The organism is Sphingopyxis sp. JAI108 (assembly GCF_013410105.1).
Classification (GTDB): Bacteria; Pseudomonadota; Alphaproteobacteria; order Sphingomonadales; family Sphingomonadaceae; genus Sphingopyxis; species Sphingopyxis chilensis.
On record NZ_JACCCJ010000001.1, the window covers coordinates 1,374,394 to 1,389,210 of the forward strand.

At 63.6% G+C, this 14,817-nt stretch carries 17 protein-coding genes; 10 read left to right on the forward strand and 7 right to left on the reverse strand.

Annotated features, from left to right (window positions below):
- Positions 1-9 precede the first annotated feature (9 nt).
- Genes HDC29_RS06550 through HDC29_RS06560 form a run of 3 tightly spaced genes read left to right on the forward strand, consistent with a single transcriptional unit; the run spans position 10 to position 1,906 of the window.
- Positions 10-570 (forward strand): hypothetical protein, encoded by a 561-nt coding sequence (locus tag HDC29_RS06550; RefSeq protein ID WP_257018082.1) that lies wholly within the window; start codon positions 10-12, stop codon positions 568-570.
- Positions 554-1,270: a hypothetical protein gene (locus HDC29_RS06555; protein WP_179495519.1), complete on the forward strand. Its 717-nt coding sequence runs from the start codon at positions 554-556 to the stop codon at positions 1,268-1,270. Before HDC29_RS06550 ends, HDC29_RS06555 begins: the two co-directional genes overlap by 17 nt.
- 33 nt (positions 1,271-1,303) lie before the next feature.
- Positions 1,304-1,906 carry an HD domain-containing protein gene (locus tag HDC29_RS06560; protein WP_179495521.1) on the forward strand — a complete coding sequence of 201 codons (603 nt, stop codon included), beginning with the start codon at positions 1,304-1,306 and terminating at the stop codon, positions 1,904-1,906.
- A gap of 324 nt (positions 1,907-2,230) precedes the next feature.
- On the opposite strand, the gene HDC29_RS06565 is transcribed toward HDC29_RS06560, so the two are convergent.
- Complete coding sequence (locus tag HDC29_RS06565; protein WP_179495523.1) at positions 2,231-3,037, reverse strand: enoyl-CoA hydratase-related protein; 807 nt, start codon at positions 3,035-3,037, stop codon at positions 2,231-2,233.
- Between the two features lie 546 nt (positions 3,038-3,583).
- Here HDC29_RS06565 and HDC29_RS06570 point away from each other — a divergent pair.
- Entirely contained in the window at positions 3,584-4,402 is an 819-nt protein-coding gene (locus tag HDC29_RS06570) for a DUF2711 family protein (RefSeq protein ID WP_179495525.1), read from the forward strand.
- A gap of 154 nt (positions 4,403-4,556) precedes the next feature.
- On the opposite strand, the gene HDC29_RS06575 is transcribed toward HDC29_RS06570, so the two are convergent.
- Positions 4,557-5,141: a hypothetical protein gene (locus HDC29_RS06575; RefSeq protein ID WP_179495527.1), complete on the reverse strand. Its 585-nt coding sequence runs from the start codon at positions 5,139-5,141 to the stop codon at positions 4,557-4,559.
- 177 nt (positions 5,142-5,318) lie between these two features.
- On the opposite strand from HDC29_RS06575, the gene HDC29_RS06580 reads away from it, so the two are divergent.
- Together HDC29_RS06580 and HDC29_RS06585 are read left to right on the forward strand one after the other, a co-directional pair.
- Positions 5,319-6,719, forward strand: coding sequence for an amino acid permease (locus HDC29_RS06580; protein WP_179495529.1), 1,401 nt, complete (start codon positions 5,319-5,321; stop codon positions 6,717-6,719).
- 11 nt (positions 6,720-6,730) lie between these two features.
- Positions 6,731-7,369, forward strand: a complete 639-nt coding sequence (locus HDC29_RS06585) for a YoaK family protein (protein ID WP_179495532.1) — start codon at positions 6,731-6,733, stop codon at positions 7,367-7,369.
- A gap of 18 nt (positions 7,370-7,387) precedes the next feature.
- Here the strand turns inward: HDC29_RS06585 and HDC29_RS06590 are convergent, their stop codons facing one another.
- The 3 genes from HDC29_RS06590 to HDC29_RS06600 form a co-directional block, all read right to left on the reverse strand.
- Entirely contained in the window at positions 7,388-7,687 is a 300-nt protein-coding gene (locus tag HDC29_RS06590; RefSeq protein WP_373562769.1) for a zf-TFIIB domain-containing protein, read from the reverse strand.
- Positions 7,688-7,810: 123 nt separating this feature from the next.
- Positions 7,811-8,131: a DUF2218 domain-containing protein gene (locus tag HDC29_RS06595; protein WP_179495534.1), complete on the reverse strand. Its 321-nt coding sequence runs from the start codon at positions 8,129-8,131 to the stop codon at positions 7,811-7,813.
- A 12-nt stretch (positions 8,132-8,143) separates the two neighbouring features.
- Positions 8,144-8,755, reverse strand: a complete 612-nt coding sequence (locus HDC29_RS06600; RefSeq protein WP_179495536.1) for a PadR family transcriptional regulator — start codon at positions 8,753-8,755, stop codon at positions 8,144-8,146.
- Positions 8,756-9,166: 411 nt separating this feature from the next.
- On the opposite strand from HDC29_RS06600, the gene rplJ reads away from it, so the two are divergent.
- Complete coding sequence (gene rplJ / locus HDC29_RS06605; protein WP_166941561.1) at positions 9,167-9,682, forward strand: 50S ribosomal protein L10; 516 nt, start codon at positions 9,167-9,169, stop codon at positions 9,680-9,682.
- A gap of 58 nt (positions 9,683-9,740) precedes the next feature.
- Entirely contained in the window at positions 9,741-10,112 is a 372-nt protein-coding gene (gene rplL, locus HDC29_RS06610) for a 50S ribosomal protein L7/L12 (RefSeq protein ID WP_179495538.1), read from the forward strand.
- A 100-nt stretch (positions 10,113-10,212) separates the two neighbouring features.
- Here rplL and HDC29_RS06615 read toward each other — a convergent pair whose 3' ends face one another.
- Positions 10,213-11,238 carry a hypothetical protein gene (locus tag HDC29_RS06615; protein ID WP_179495540.1) on the reverse strand — a complete coding sequence of 342 codons (1,026 nt, stop codon included), beginning with the start codon at positions 11,236-11,238 and terminating at the stop codon, positions 10,213-10,215.
- 264 nt (positions 11,239-11,502) lie between these two features.
- Between HDC29_RS06615 and HDC29_RS06620 the strand changes: the two genes are divergently transcribed.
- The gene (locus tag HDC29_RS06620) at positions 11,503-12,531 is read left to right on the forward strand and encodes a phosphoribosylglycinamide synthetase (protein ID WP_179495542.1); all 1,029 of its coding nucleotides are present in this window, start codon (positions 11,503-11,505) and stop codon (positions 12,529-12,531) included.
- Positions 12,528-13,388 carry an NTP transferase domain-containing protein gene (locus tag HDC29_RS06625; protein WP_179495544.1) on the forward strand — a complete coding sequence of 287 codons (861 nt, stop codon included), beginning with the start codon at positions 12,528-12,530 and terminating at the stop codon, positions 13,386-13,388. Before HDC29_RS06620 ends, HDC29_RS06625 begins: the two co-directional genes overlap by 4 nt.
- Here HDC29_RS06625 and HDC29_RS06630 read toward each other — a convergent pair.
- Positions 13,309-14,751, reverse strand: a complete 1,443-nt coding sequence (locus HDC29_RS06630) for a carotenoid oxygenase family protein (protein WP_179495546.1) — start codon at positions 14,749-14,751, stop codon at positions 13,309-13,311. The two genes, HDC29_RS06625 and HDC29_RS06630, sit on opposite strands and share 80 nt — an antisense overlap.
- Positions 14,752-14,817 lie beyond the last annotated feature (66 nt).

A 14,817-nucleotide genomic window follows, 5' to 3' on the forward strand; every position in this document is an offset into this window, starting at 1 on the left:
GTGGACAGGATGATGCGGAAAATTTTGGCGACCCCGGCCGTGCTCGCGGCCTGCCTGCTTGCCGTCGCGCCGGCGCAGGCGCAGTTCGGCGGCCTGCTTCGCAAGGTGACGACGCCGGCGCCCAAGCCGAGCGAGGACGACAATGGCGGCTGCCCCAAGGGCAAGAAGGGCAATAGCATCGGCCGCAACATATTGGGCAATGTGATCAACGACGCGGTCGGCGATGTCGCGAGCAAGGCCGGCGTCTACTCCTATGTGCCGATTTCGGAGGTCAGCGGCACGCTCACCGACGCCATCGCCTGCCGCCTCGACCCCGCCGAACAGGTGCAGGCGGCGGCGGCGACCGAGGAGGCGACGCGCGGCGAAGAGGTCGGCGCGACCGCGAACTGGACGAGCGGAACGCGCGAGAATGTCAGCGGGTCGTCGACGGTCGCGGCGAAGAACGAACTTGCCGATGGGACTCAGTGCATGAACGTCACCGACATCATCATCGTCGAGGGCGAGGAAACGCGCGTGTCGAAACGGATGTGCAAGGGGCCGGGACAGGCACGCTATGTCCTGGCCGCGTAAATTCGTTCGTCTCGCGGCGGCGGCGGGGCTGATCGCCTGCCTGACCGGCGCCGCGAAACCGGCGGTCGATCCGGCGAACCCGACCTGTCCGCTGAACCCCGACTGGTCGGCCAATCCGGCGATGAAGCTCACCCCCGTCGCCATGAAGAACGGCAAGGTGCTGCTCGCCGAGGGGCGGATCGACGCGGGGCTGCCCGAGCGGCTGAAGGCCGCGCTCGCCGCCAATCCCGACGTCGGCGAGGTCTGGCTGCGCTCGCCGGGCGGCGACGCGCGCGCGGGCAATGCCGCGGGACGGATCATCCGCTCGAACTTCGGGCTGACGACGCGCATCCCGGCGGGCTGGGCCTGTTTCAGCGCGTGCAACTTCGTCTTCATGGGCGGCCAGCCGCGCGTGATCGACCCCGGCGGGCTCTTCATCGTCCATATGTTCACCCGCACCGGCGATCGCAGCACGATCGACATGAGCGTCGCGATGGGCACCGACGCGACCAAGGAATTGATCGGCGACATCGAACAGGACGCCGCGCTGCTCGCGAGCGAGGACAATGATTTCCTCATCCGCATGGGGGTGTCGCGCAAGCTGCTGACCGAGGTCATGTACCAGCAGAAGGCGCTCGAAAATGCCGACGACAAATCGACGCGCCGCTGCCTGACGCAGGCCGAGGTGAAGACCTATAACGTTGCAAATAACAACGAATAGGATAGGCTGCGCCTCAAAATAGGAGAGGCTGCCATGAACGAGATGACGCACGATCACGCCACTTTCCGCTCGATGATCGACGGAACGCAGGAAGATTGGGACATTATCGCACGCGAGCAAAAGGAGTTCGCGCCGAACAATGGCAAGCGCATCCTCGACCATCTGAAGCTGCTCGGCGGCGATTATGGCGGCTTCCCCGTCGACCGGCTCGAACATTGCCTGCAGACCGCGACCAGGGCGCATAGGGATGGCCGCGACGAGGAATATGTCGTGATGGCTTTGCTCCACGACATCGGCGACACGCTCGGCGCGTTCAACCACCCCGACGTCGCGGCGGCGATCCTCAAGCCCTTCCTGTCAGAGGAAAATCTGTGGATCGTCCAGCATCACGGAATCTTCCAGGGCCATTATTTCTTCCACTATCTCGGGCTCGACCGCGACATGCGCGACCAGTTCAAGGATCATCCCCATTATGCCGCGTGTGCCGAATTCTGCGAAAAATATGACGCGCCGGCGTTCGACCCCGATTATGACAGCGAGAGCATCGAGTTTTTCGAGCCGATGGTGATGCGCCTCTGCTCCTATCCGCGCACGAGTATCTACAAAAAGGTGATGGTCGAGGAAGCGGCGGAGTAGTAGCGGGTTGCGGGAGTTCAGTTAACCGATGTGGTCGCGTTTCAAGGCATTGAGGAATTTCAACAAATCCCTTCTGCTGATACTTCTGTTCATATCGATCGTGCTACCGCTAGAAATCTTCAATAAGATTTCTAGCGGCGTTGAAATGAGCGGCGAAGATTATCTGAAATATGCCCTGATCTGGGCCTCGTTCGTGTTCGGATTCGTCTTCATAAATTTTGTTGATTTTATCGTGAGAGCGATGAACGGCGACAGCGCGGAATTGTGACACTTCTGGCCTAACCGGTAAAAGTCATCGGTCGACGCCGGATATGTTTTCCGGACTTACTTCCCCTTGAACTCGGTCTTGCGCTTCTGCTGGAACGCCATGATGCCTTCCATCGCGTCCGCGGTGCCGCCCGCGATGAACTGGCCCTTGGCTTCGGCGTCGAGCGTGGTTGCGAAATCCTGCGACAGCCCGTCGCGCAGCACCTTGCGCATCGTGCCGAGCGCGATGGTCGGACCGTTCGCGAGCCGCGTCGCCAGCGCCTTTGCTTCGGCCATCAACTCGGCATCGTCGACGCATTTATAGATCATGCCCCAGTCGGCCGCCTGCTCGGCACCGATCTTCTCGCCGAGCATCATCATCTGCAACGCGCGCGGCACGCCGATCAGGCGCGGCAGCAGCCACGAGGATCCGCCGTCGGGAACGAGCCCGATATTGACGAACGCCTGCAGGAAATAGGCGCTCTTGCCCGCGATGGTGAAATCGCCCGACAGCGCAAAGCTGCACCCGACGCCCGCCGCGGGGCCGTTGACCGCGACCACGACGGGGATGTCGAGATTGGCGAGCGAAAGCAGCATCGGGTTGTAATGGCCGCGCAGCGCATTGCGGCTCCGCGCCCCGCCGCTGACGGCGTCGCCCGCCGACCGGTCGCCCGCCAGATCGGCGCCCGAGCAAAACCCCCGGCCTTCACCCGTGATCAGCAGCGCGCGCGCGCCAAGCCCCGGCAAATGATCGAGCGCCGCGCGAATGTCGTCGGCCATCGCGGGCGGCATCGAATTCAGCCGGTCGGGGCGGTTGAGCGTGATCGTCGCGACATTGTCGGCGACGGCGAGCTTGATCGTGTCGAAGCTGGGACTGTCGGTCATGGGGAAGAATCCTCTCGCAAATGCTTTACCTTTACGTTCACGTAAAGTTGTGACGCATTTGCCGGGCGAGTGCAAGGGGGAAGGGGGCGCGACCACGCTCGCATCCCGCCGATGGCAGCTGCTCGCCTTCTTGCTTCGCCATCCCCGCGAAAGCGGGGGGCCAGAGCGGGCTTGGGCCGACCCCGCACCGGGTTCCCGCTTTCGCGGGAATGACGGGGGAGGCGGGATCGCCCGCTCTCCACCCCATGTCGGTCGTCGGTGGCCGATCTGGCGGCAATGACCGGCACCGATTGCCGACATGCAGCCCAACTCCGTTCGCATCGAGCGAAGTCGAGATGCCCCTCGGGCGAAGCGCCACGTCGATGGATGTCTCGACCTCGCTCGACACGAACGGACAGAGAGGAGCGTCCGCTCTCCCCCCCCCCTTTCCGACCATTCACTGCCGATTTGGCAAGAATGACGGCATTCGACCGATTTCGGACGCTCCCGTGACAGGAACTAGAGCTTGAAAGCTGACTTTGCACGTTTGCCGAGGTACGACGTGCCATGGATAAAACCGATCGAGCTAAGTTAGGTCCGCCGGATGATACGCCGATTATGGGGTGGTACGACGGCGTGTATTCGCATGGGTTCGTCGCCGTTCATCCATTTTTCACTGTCGAAGGATTGGATCCAAACACGTGCGAGCATGGCACTTTGGTTCTCTCAGGTCGCGAAGCTCCGCGGGAACTCGGTTTGATGGAGTGGGCGGACGAAGAGTCTGCACAACGACGGGTCGGCAAAGAAATTACCGCAGAAGGGGTTGATGGTCTCGCAAAGCGATTCGGGCGGCAGGTTAGTTGGCGAATGATGTGTCAGCAGGCCAACTTCGCCAACCACTGCGAATTGGACCGGGCGCTTCGAACGGGGATTGGAGGGCTTAGGCAGGATCTTGCAGATACCGCTGCGTCCGATCGGCTTGCCTACTACTGCTCTGAGCATCGAATCTTCACCCCAAATGAAGGAAGGTTTGAACCATCAATGCAATCCAGCTTGGCAAAACTCTTTCGAGCCGCGGGTTTTCTTAAAGTCGTGGTCGGCGATGAGTTTGGTGACGACGAGCGGCTAGTAGATATTGAACTGCTGGAGCGAGACGAACTGTGGGACGGGATGAACGAGCTTCCGCAGTATGGCATCAAACGCTTGATCGCTCCCGATCATTCCCTTCTTGCGTGGGTCCACTGGGACAGCTTCTACACTCTGATACTTGGGACTGGCGACTCCCTCCGCGAGCTTAGGATCGATCGTTCGTTCGAGGGGTTTTGGTGCTCCGATGAAACTGACACTTACTGGCTTAATCAAGTCTGCCTTCCGCTCATCCAATAGGTTTAGGTACGGTCGGCTTATTCCACATGGCCGATCAATATCAGACAGTCCGCTCACCACCCCAAAACCGACGTTCGTCGCCGATCCGGATGCAATGTCGGGAAACGACCGATTGCGGACGTTCCCACCTAACTCAGCGGGAGACCTAGACGCCCTACAGCCCGTCGGGGTGCGACGATAGCCAATCGGCATATTTTGATCGCAACTCCTTCGCCTCTGCTTCTGAGGGCAGGAACATATCTACTCCACCGTCGTAAGGCGCAAATACTGCGCCGCTCTCGGCAGATATCCAAAGTGTAGGTGCAGCCCGTTCGTCGGCAATGCGCAACAGCGCGTTATCAAAGCCACCCTGTTTCCATCGAACAGGGGCCGCCATAACGTCCCAAGTAGCAACAGCATCGTCTCCTTCATCCAAGCCGAAGGAGAAGGCGTAATTGAGCCCAAGCTCGCGCGTTTCGCGGAACATCTCGCGCTTGTCGGCCGATTCGACAACGCCTTGTGGCGTGATCCAGCAAGCTTGCGCCATCCAACAGGCGCGGCCGTTCCCCAGAACCGCGCTGGCAAGCGCATTTTGCCTGCCAAGGAGGGACGAATATTCTTCCTTGGTTTCCGCGTAACGTTTCGAATGTGGAAGCGAGTGAAAGCGGATCCAGTGTCGGACATTGGCTGCTCGCATCAGCCAGCCAGTAGGCTCAGCGTCAGGGTGGAACGTTCTCCACAGATCAGCAAACTCGCTCATGTTATGCTCCGGCGTTGCTTCGTTGCGACGCCGCTATGGAGGAATCGACCTTGAAGCTCAATGTCCGCTCTCCACCCCAAAGCCGCCAATCGCCGCCCTCCCGATTGCACGTCTTGCGCTGGCGCCGGACGACCTTACAAGCGGCCGAAAGCCATTTAGCGCCCAAGGGGGATCCGCATGACCGACAGCCTGTTTCGCCGCAAACCGATCGTTCCGGAACGGCGGGAGGGGGAGCAGGCGCTGGCGCGGACGCTCGGCTGGCCGCACCTTATCGCGCTCGGTGTCGGCGCGATCGTCGGCACGGGCATTTTGACGCTGATCGGCGTTGGCGCCGACAAGGCGGGGCCGGCGGTCATCCTCTCTTTCGCCGTGGCCGGGCTGATCTGCGCCTGCGCCGCGCTCGCCTACGCCGAGATGGCAACGATGATTCCCGCGTCGGGCAGCGCCTATACCTATTCCTATGTCGTGATCGGCGAACTCATCGCATGGGTTGTCGGGTGGAGCCTGATCCTCGAATATTCGCTCGTTGTCAGCGCGGTCGCGGTTGGCTGGTCGGGCTATGCCGCGCCCTTGCTCCAGGCGTGGGCGGGATTCCCGATGGCGCTGATGCAGGGGCCGGAACTCGGCGGCATCGTCAACCTGCCGGCGATCGCGATCATCGCCGTCGTCGCGGGGCTGCTGCTTGTCGGCACGCGAGAGAGCGCGACGCTCAACGCGATCCTCGTGCTGGTCAAGATCGCCGCGCTTGTCGTCTTCGTCGCGGTCGCGCTCCCCGCCTTCGATGCGGCCAACCTCGAACCCTTCAGCCCCTATGGCTTCGCCAAGCATATGGGCCCCGACGGCGTCGAACGCGGGGTGATGGCGGCGGCGGCGATCATCTTCTTCGCCTTCTACGGCTTCGACGCGATCGCGACCGCGGCCGAAGAAGCGAAAAATCCCGACCGCGACCTCAAGATCGGCATCGTCGGTTCGATGGTCGCGTGCGTCGCCATCTATATCGCGGTCGCGGTCGCCGCGGTGGGGGCGATCGCCTACACGCGCTTCGCCAACAGCCCCGAACCGCTCGCGCTGATCCTGCGCGAACTCGGCAGTCCGCTCGCGGCGCAATATCTCGCCGTGTCGGCGGTCATCGCGCTGCCGACCGTGATCCTCGCATTCTTTTACGGACAGAGCCGCATCTTCTTCACCATGGCGCGCGACGGCTTGCTGCCCGCGGGCCTTGCGAAGCTGTCGTCGCGGGGCACGCCGGTGCGCATCACCATCTTCACGGCGATCGTCGTCGCGGTGCTCGCGGGCTTCATTCCCCTGGGCGAGCTCGCCGCGCTCGCCAACGCCGGCACGCTCGCGGCTTTCTCCGCGGTGTCGGTGTGCATGCTGATCATGCGCCGCCGCGCTCCGCAAGCACCACGCACCTTCCGCACGCCGCTGCCGTGGGTCGTGGGCGGCATCGCCGTGCTCGGCTGCATCTATCTCTTCTTCAGCCTGCCCGTGCAGACGCAGCTCTGGTTCGTCGTCTGGAATATCGGCGGGCTGGCAGTCTATTTCCTCTACGCGCGCCGCAACGCGGCCGTGGGCTGACCGCGGCCGGCATGATCCGTTTCGACCGGTCGCAGCAGAGGCTGGCAGCGGGCGTTTCGGCGCTCGCCGGCTTTATCGACGCGATCGGCTTTGTCGAATCGGGGGGCTTTTTCGTCTCCTTCATGACCGGGAATTCGACGCGGCTCGCGGTCGGGGCGGCGGAATGGACCGCCGCGGCGCTGATCGCGGGCGCGATCATCGCGCTGTTCCTTACCGGGGTCGTCGCGGGTTCGCTCCTCGCCGCGCGCGCGGCCGTCCGGCGGAGCGGGTGGATCCTTCTGTCCGTCACCATGCTGCTCGCCGTCGCCGGCGCGCTTCGGCTGTTCGATCTTGCATGGCTTTCGGTCGCCTGCCTCGCGCTCGCGATGGGCATGGTCAATGCGGCGATCGAGGGGCGGGGCGGGGCCGTCGTCGGCGTGACCTATATGACGGGAACGCTGGTCCACATGGGTCACAAGATCGCCAATGCGCTGCGCGGCGACGGTGACGCGCGCTGGTTGCCGCACCTCGCATTGTGGGCGGCGCTCGTCGTCGGGGCGATCGCCGGTGCGCGCGCCGTCATCTGGTCGCCGCCGCTGGCTTATGGCCTGGCGGTTCTGTTTTCGGCAGGGCTGACGGCGCGGGCGCCATGGGCGGAGCGGCGCACCTGACGGCGCGCCGCCGCCGCTTCAATCGAACAGGTCGCTGAGGAAGCTCTTTTTGTAATTTTTCTTGTACGGCTTGCCGCCATAATGGCGGTCATCATAGCCGCGTTCGCGATATTCGGGCTGTGGCGGCGGGGGAGGGGCCGACGCGCGCGGCGCGGGGGCGCTCGCGGCTTCGCTGCGCTCGATGATCTTGTCGAGTTCGCCGCGATCAAGCCACACGCCGCGGCATTGCGGGCAATAATCGATCTCGATCCCCTGACGTTCCGACATCGTCAAATTCACGCGGCAGGTCGGGCAAAGCAGGCCTTGGGGTTCGGACACGGATATTCCTTTCTTCGTAAAGGCGGCCCACCGGCTGCCGTCTCGCTTCAACGTGCCACCGCCGGCCTGCGTTCCGCAAGCCGGAAGGCCCGATCCGGCCTACGGAGGCGGAGCGGGCCGATGTCAGGCGGGTTTCCAGTCGAACGCCAGCGGGGCTTCGCGAAAGGCAAAGCGGTCGAGGTGGCGTGCGACGACGCCCGTCATCGCTTCGACATGCGCCTCGCTGCTCGCATCGATACGGACCGACAGTGCGTCGGCGCCGGCGTCGAAGGTGACGAGCGCATCGCTCGTCCAGGTGGCGCCGCGCCCATCCTTGGGGAAGGTCACGGTGCCATGGTCGGGGGTGAATTCGACCGCGAGGTTGTGCTGCCAATGCTTGCACAGTTGCTGCAGGTATTTGCTCGCATGCGCCGTCGGTACGTGCGCTACCGATGATAATGTCATGGTCTGATTTCCTTACAGTCGTTCGATTTTTTGTGATGCCTCGTCGATCAGCGCGACAATGGCGTGCATGGTCTCATTATCGAGATCGCGATCGCCGAGCCGGTTCATCAACACCGCTTTCAAATTGCCCATCGCGCGGCGGACCGAAGCGGGGTCGGTGCGCTGGGTTTCTTCGCCAACCGCGGTCAGGCGGGCGAGGGCGGCATCGACGATCTCGCTGTTGGCCTCCAGTTCGGCGCGCCCGGCGTCGGTGATCGCGAACAGCTTTTTGGCGCCTTCGCTCTGCTGCGCCTCGATCTGTCCCATGTCGTCGAGCATCGTCAGCGTCGGATAGATGACGCCGGGGCTCGGCGCATAGGAACCGCCGGTCAACTCCTCGATGTGGCGGATCAGATCATAACCGTGACGCGGTTCGTCGCCGATCAGCTTGAGCAGCACAAGCCGCAACTCGCCGCCGTCGAACATCCGGCGGCGCTCGCCGCGCTCGCCCCGGCCGCCGCCGCCGCGACGGCCCCCGCCGCCAAAGCCATGTCCGAAACCGTGGCCAAATCCTCGCCCGCCGCCGCGATGGATCGCCCGCCGCCCGCCGCAACCCCGGCCGTCCAATTTTGCATAAAAAATCATTTGTCGTTCCTCAGAGTGATTCTAGATGTGTCTAAGATATATCGTAATACGAACTTTGCAAGGGCTGCCCCCCGCGCTGCGCGGCACCTTCGCCAACTTCCACCGCACGCCTTGACTTCGCGGCCATTCCCGCTATTAGCGCCCCCGTGTTGCCACGGGCTTGCTCGCGGCAATTCCGTCCGAGACAGTTGGTGAAGGGGATCTGCCCTTCTTAATTTCCAGCCGAGACGGGGAACAGTCTTTTTCGGTCGCCCGCCTGTTTTCAGGCGACGCGTCTTGACCGACCCCATCGGACATCGTTGCGCAAATGCAGGTGAGCCTTGGCTCGCGTCGGCATTTGCGTGTGTTAGCCGCCCGGCGGCGCGCGTGCTTCGGCGTGCGGGCATCCGGGCAGATGAGTGGAGTATAGGCATGGATCGTACGGAAAAGGCCGAAGCCGTATCCTCGCTGAACGCTACGCTGGGATCAGCTGCTGCTGTTGTGGTCGTCCGCAACCTCGGCATGACCGTCGCTCAGTCGACGGTGCTGCGCCAGCAAATGCGCGATGCAGGGGCCGACTTTCGCGTCACGAAGAACCGTCTTGCCAAAATCGCGCTCGATGGCACGTCCTACACCGGTATCGGCGAACTGCTGACCGGTCCCACGGCCCTCGCGACCTCGACCGATCCGGTCTCGGCTGCGAAGATCGCCGTGGAATTTGCCAAGACCAACGACAAGCTTGAAATCGTTGGCGGCGGCATGGGCGACGTGGTCCTCGACGTGAATGGCGTGAAGGCGCTGGCTTCGCTTCCCTCGCTCGACGAGCTCCGCGCCAAGATCATCGGTCTGGTGCAGGCTCCGGCCACCAAGGTTGCGCAGATTGCCGCAGCCCCGGCGGGCCAGTTGGCGCGGGTTTTTGGCGCATATGCCGCCAAAGAAGCAGCGTGATTTCGAACTAACTTTGAAACTTACTGCCGGGATATCCCGGTTCTGATGGAGAATGAACATGGCTGATCTTGCAAAGATCGTTGAAGAATTGTCGGCGCTGACCGTCCTCGAAGCGGCTGACCTGTCGAAGATGCTCGAAGAAAAGTGGGGCGTTTCGGCCGCCGCTGCTGTCGCTGCCGCTCCGGCCGCTGCCGCTGCTGGCCCGGCTGCTGAAGAGCAGACCGAATTTGACGTCATCCTGACGGGTGACGGCGGCCAGAAGATCAACGTCATCAAGGAAGTCCGCGCGATCACCGGCCTGGGTCTTGGCGAAGCCAAGGCGCTCGTCGAAGGCGCGCCGAAGGCCGTGAAGGAAGGCGCCAGCAAGGCGGAAGCCGAAGAGCTGAAGAAGAAGCTCGAAGCTGCCGGCGCGACCGTCGAACTGAAGTAATTCGGTTCGGGGTTCCGGCCGGTCAACCGGCCGGGTTCCAGCGAAAAAAAGGGCGGTGCCGGAAGGCACCGCCCTTTTTTATTCGGCGGGAGGCCGCCGGTCAGTTCCGGGCAAAGCCGGGGCGAAGCGTACCAAGGCGTACCGAGCCGCGCTCGGGGCGGCGAACTTCCTGTTCCGCGGGCGTCTGAGTGACTTCGCGCTGGGCAATTTCCCATGCACTTACTGGCTTGCGCGTCATATCTTGCTGATTAGCCAGCGTTTCGTCGTAGGCGACGCGTTCCTGACGGTCGAGGAAACGGGCACGCTTGAGGCGCTTGCTGAGCGTCGCAAAAGGATTGCCGGGCGTCGGCCCCGCAAGGGCCATCGCTTCGTGACGTCCCATGCTGCCGCTCGGCGCCGCGGCGAAAGCGGGGGTGGTGCGCGGTGCCTCGACGCGTTCGCGCGGAGTATAAGCGGGTGTGATCCACGGCTGCGCTTCGGTCATCGCGGGCGTGGCGGTCACCGCCGGCTCACTGTCATAGGCGCGCGCATTTTCTGCATTCGCGCTCGCGCTGCGGCGGCGGCGGCGAGCAAAGGCGAGACCCGCACCCCCGACGATGAGCAGCGCGGCCGCGCCGCCAGCGAGTTCCCAAGGGAAATCGTTGCCGCCAACGCTCGAATTTTCAGCAATCGGCGGCGATGCGGCTTCCGCGACGGGTTCGGCGGGGGCAGTCATCTGAGCGGCGACAGGTGCGACATCTTGGGTAGGCGCGGCATCGGTGGCGGGCGTTTCGGCGACCCGCTCAGGCGCGGCTGCCGGAGCAGCGGCCGTGCGGGCGCGCGGCGATGCCCGTTCGCTCTTGGCCGGAGCAGGAGCGGCTCGCTCGGCCGTCTTAGGCGCGGGGGCGGGTTCCGCCGGCTCGATTTCGAGCGGCACTCGGATGACCGGCCTCGGCGCCGGCGGCTGCGTGGCGGGGGGCTGTGCGGCTTCCGGCGCCGCAACGGGGGCGGGCGTACTCGGCTCGGGCACCGTTGGCGGGGTTTGCGGGGCAGGCGCAGCGACCGGCGGGGTCATTGTGATCGTCGGCGCTTCCTGTGCGAACGCGCCGGGGGTGGACAGGGCCAGAAACGCGGCAATCGCGCTCATGGCGGGGCGGGAGAGGGCGATATTCTTTGTCATAGTGAGGAAGGAACGAGCCACGTGTTGAAAGTGCTGCCCGAAATGCGGCGCTTCCGCGACGAGCCGTGCGCGTCGAACGGCGCGGCGAAGATTTCGCCACGATAGACCATTATAGGGAAGCCGCCTTTTCCAGACTTTTGGGGATGAAAGTGACAGTGATTTTGCGTTTTGATGGCAGCCGCGTCACCAATACGTCATTCGCGCGCAACCTTGGCGTGATCAACGCCGGGCATGAAGACGACCGACCCTGTCCCCACCCGGCTACCCGACCATCTGCGCGAAACGCAGCGCCTGCTTTTCATCGCCAAACATGCGCGCTGGACGGGCGGCCTGCATCCCGACGATGGCAACCACGCGCCCTATCACAGCGAAATGCGCGAAACGCTTGAGCGGCTTGGCATCGCGCTATCGATCGCTGACAGCTATGCCGCGCTGTTCGATCGGCCGGCGGTCGATTTCGTCTTTCCGCTACTGAATCGTGGCGGCTTCTTCAATTCGGAAATGCTGCTTCCCTTGCTGTGCAACCAGCATGGCTTGCCGTATCTGGGCGCCTCGCCGATTGTTCGCGGCTTGTCCGACGACAAGCATCTGACCAAGCTGGAAGCAGCGGCGCGCGGCGTGCCGACTGCACCCTGGGCCTTGTTCCGCCGCGGCGCGCCCATCGACGTGTCGCGTTGCCCGCCGGCGCGGCGCTGGGTGATCAAGCCGAACAACAGCTCCGCCTCGTGGGGCGTGCGCGATGCCCACGACCGTGTGCAACTTGCGCGGGCGGTCGCCGGAATCCACGCGCTTGACCATGATGCGATCGTCGAGCCCTTTATCGACGGCAGCGATATCGAGGTGCCGGTCATCACGCTCGATGGCGAGCCGACCATGCTGCCGATGATGATTTTCGAGCAGGCCGACCCGACCCAACTCCGCTCGTATCAGGAGAAGCGCGACCTGGTCGGTCATGTCGGATATTCGATCAAGCGGTTCGACGATCCATTCATCGCTGGCCGGGTTGCGGACTATACGGCTCGAATGGCGGATATTTTTCGCCCGTTCGATTATGGTCGGTTCGAGTTTCGCGTCGATCATGCGACCGGCGACGTCCGGTTGCTCGAGGTCAACCTGAACTGCAACCTCTGGTCCGAAAAGCTGTTCTCGCGCTCCGCGGTGGCCGCGGGCTTTTCCCACGCCGAGCTGATCGAAACGATCGTCGCGGAAAGCATGATCCGCCAGATCGTGCCCGCGGCAGCGCGGCGCAACGCGGCGTGAGCGGATCGATCCTGATCCTGGCCGGGCGGCGACAAGGAGCCGTCGATCCGCTTGCCGAGGCGCATGGCGTTGCCGACAAATGCCTTGTTCCCGTCGCGGGACGGCCGATGATCGCGCATGTTCTTGAAAGCGCGGCGGACAGCAAGGCGGTGCGGATCTTCGTTTCGACGCACCACGCCGGGCTGCTCGACGATCTCGCCGATCCGGTGGTCGAATTGCTGGGCGGCCGCCTGATGGTCACGCCGGCGGCCGACAATCTGGCGGATTCGGTCCTCGCGGTTGCCGACAACGCCGCGTTTCCTTTGCTTGTCACCACGGCGGATAATTGCCTGCTGACCCCTGCGACGATCGCGGAGATCGAGGCGGAGGCCGTGCGGCTGGATGTCGATGCGGGCGTGGCGCTGGCGCGCCGCGAGGACGTGCTTGCGGTCCATCCGGAAGGTCAGCGGCGCTTTTACGAGTTTTCGGACGTCGCGGTGTCGAACTGCAACGCCTATTGGATCGGCCATCCCGGCGCCTTGAAAGCGGCGGAGGCATTTCGCGGGGGTGGGCAGTTCGTGAAGAAGCCACTCCGCGTGATGCAGGCGTTCGGCCTCATCAACTTGCTCCGTTTCCGCTTCGGCCTTGGACCAATCCATCATATCTTCCGGCGCATTTCACGTCATCTGGGAGTCGAGATCGCCCCGTTGCTGGTGAGCAACGGGGCGACGGCGATCGATGTTGACAATGAAAGGTCGCTACGAGTGACAGAGGCGCTGATGAAGCGCCTCGATATCATCAATCCGCGACCCAGTTCCCGTGAAAACCCGGGGGGACGCGGTGGGGCAGGTGAACGACAGCTTGCGGTGACCCGGTAAAATCATCGGCGTCGACGATGACGAGCGCGGTCGTTTCGTTATTCATGTTCACGACCAGCCCGATCAGCCAGCCGTCATCCTCGGCGCCGCTTGCGCTGCGCGGGACGAAGACGAACTCGCCGGGATGGCGGCCGGGACCGAAATCATGGATGGCGGTCGTTCCCTTTTCGAGGTCGTGCTTGAACAGGCGCGTTTCTGCCAGCGCCCATTCGGCAGACACGTTGTCGGGGATCGCAATCGTATAGGCATAGCGATAAGGCTTCGTCGTCAATCGTTCATCGTAGCGCGGGAATTCCTGCGCATGATCGTGGATGACGGTGCGGGTCGTCGTTCCGGCGACCGGATCGATCGTCCAGCGTTCCAATCGCGATTTTTCGCTGTCGGGACCGCGCTTCGAACTCGCGAACATCGTCTCGTGCGCGACGACGTCGACGATCACCTTGCCGTCAGCTGTTTCATAGGCGTTTGCGGGGTGGAAGACATAGCAGGGCTCGACCGGCACCCAGATGATACTGTCGCCGCTGCCTTTCCTGGGGAGGAGCCCGACGCGCGCTGGATGCGCATCGTTCCATGCGTAGGGGAAGCGATAGCCCGCCAGCAGCATTTTCATCGAGAAGGTGACGGGGAGGTCAAAGACCAGCACGTAATTTTCGGTGATGGCGCAATCGTGGATCGAAGGGCCGTCGCTGACCGTGACCGGCTCCTCCCGGATGACGTGCGCTTGGCTGTCGAGCACGACGTGCCAGACCTTGTTCGGCTCGTCGCCGCGATAGGTGATGGCGTGCATCTCGTCGGTGAAGGGATCGTGATGCGGATGTGCCGTATATCCTCCGATCAGCGTGCCGTCGAACGGGTTGTGCGCGATCGTGTTCAGCTCGTAGCCCAGTTCGACAGGCTTTCCGCCGGCCTCGACGATAGCGAACGTACGACCCGCGAGGCCGACGACATTGGTGTTCGGCGCGTCGTTGCGGCCTTCGCGCGGGCCGGGAGGCAGTTCCTCACCCAGAACTTCGCACGCCTCGGTGCCGCGGACCCAGCGGTTGCGGTACCAGTCGGCCTTGCCGCCTTCGATGCGGATGCCGTGGACCATGCCGGCGCCGGTGAACCAGTGGTAGCTGGCGGGATCGGGCGCGGCGGCGGGGTTCGGGCCGTTGCGCAGGTAGCGGCCGGTGAGCTGCGCCGGGATCTCGCCATCGACGCGGAGCGCTTCGAGCGTGAGTTCTTCGGTCATCGGTTTGTGGATGCCGGTGAGGAAGGGGTGGGCGTCGGTGGGGCGGGGGAGGCGCTTGCGGTTGAAGTCGGCGACCTTGCCGATGCCTTTGACGACCGCGCCGCGGATGAGGGTTTCGACGTTGCTTGCCATGACGATGCTCCTTACGGAAGGTGACGAAGGTGCCGCGTAGCGTGGGGGTTGCGCCGGCGACTCGAT